The organism is Vibrio sp. 1180_3 (assembly GCF_029478545.1).
Lineage (GTDB): Bacteria > Pseudomonadota > Gammaproteobacteria > Enterobacterales > Vibrionaceae > Vibrio > Vibrio aestuarianus.
Window position 1 is genome coordinate 1 of the sequence record NZ_SJFM01000187.1, and the last position, 422, is coordinate 422.

Annotated in this window: 2 tRNA genes and 1 rRNA gene; all 3 read left to right on the top strand. The window is 47.9% G+C overall.

The annotated features are described in order from the left end of the window. Window positions 1–69: ribosomal RNA gene (locus tag EYW48_RS21505) — 16S ribosomal RNA — on the top strand; the annotation flags it as partial. Window positions 70–134: 65 nt separating this feature from the next. Further along, window positions 135–211, top strand: a tRNA-Ile gene (locus EYW48_RS21510). Window positions 212–255: 44 nt separating this feature from the next. Then, a tRNA-Ala gene (locus EYW48_RS21515) sits at window positions 256–331 on the top strand. Window positions 332–422: the final 91 nt, after the last annotated feature.

Sequence of the window (422 nt, forward strand, 5' to 3'; positions counted from 1 at the left end):
TGGTTCATGACTGGGGTGAAGTCGTAACAAGGTAGCGCTAGGGGAACCTGGCGCTGGATCACCTCCTTATACGATGATTACACTGATGAGTGTCCACACAGATTGATGGTTTATACAGTTTTAGAGACGATGCTGGGTCTGTAGCTCAGGTGGTTAGAGCGTTCGCCTGATAAGCGAGAGGTCGGTGGTTCAAGTCCACTCAGACCCACCAATTCTTCTTAATCGAAGATTGGCACACAGTATCACACACCTGATGGGGCTATAGCTCAGCTGGGAGAGCGCCTGCCTTGCACGCAGGAGGTCTGCGGTTCGATCCCGCATAGCTCCACCATCTTTAAGCACATTGCTTAAGTGTTCTTAAAAATGGTTTTCATCAGAAAATCTTGCTCTTTAACAATTTGGAAAGCTGACTGATAACAACG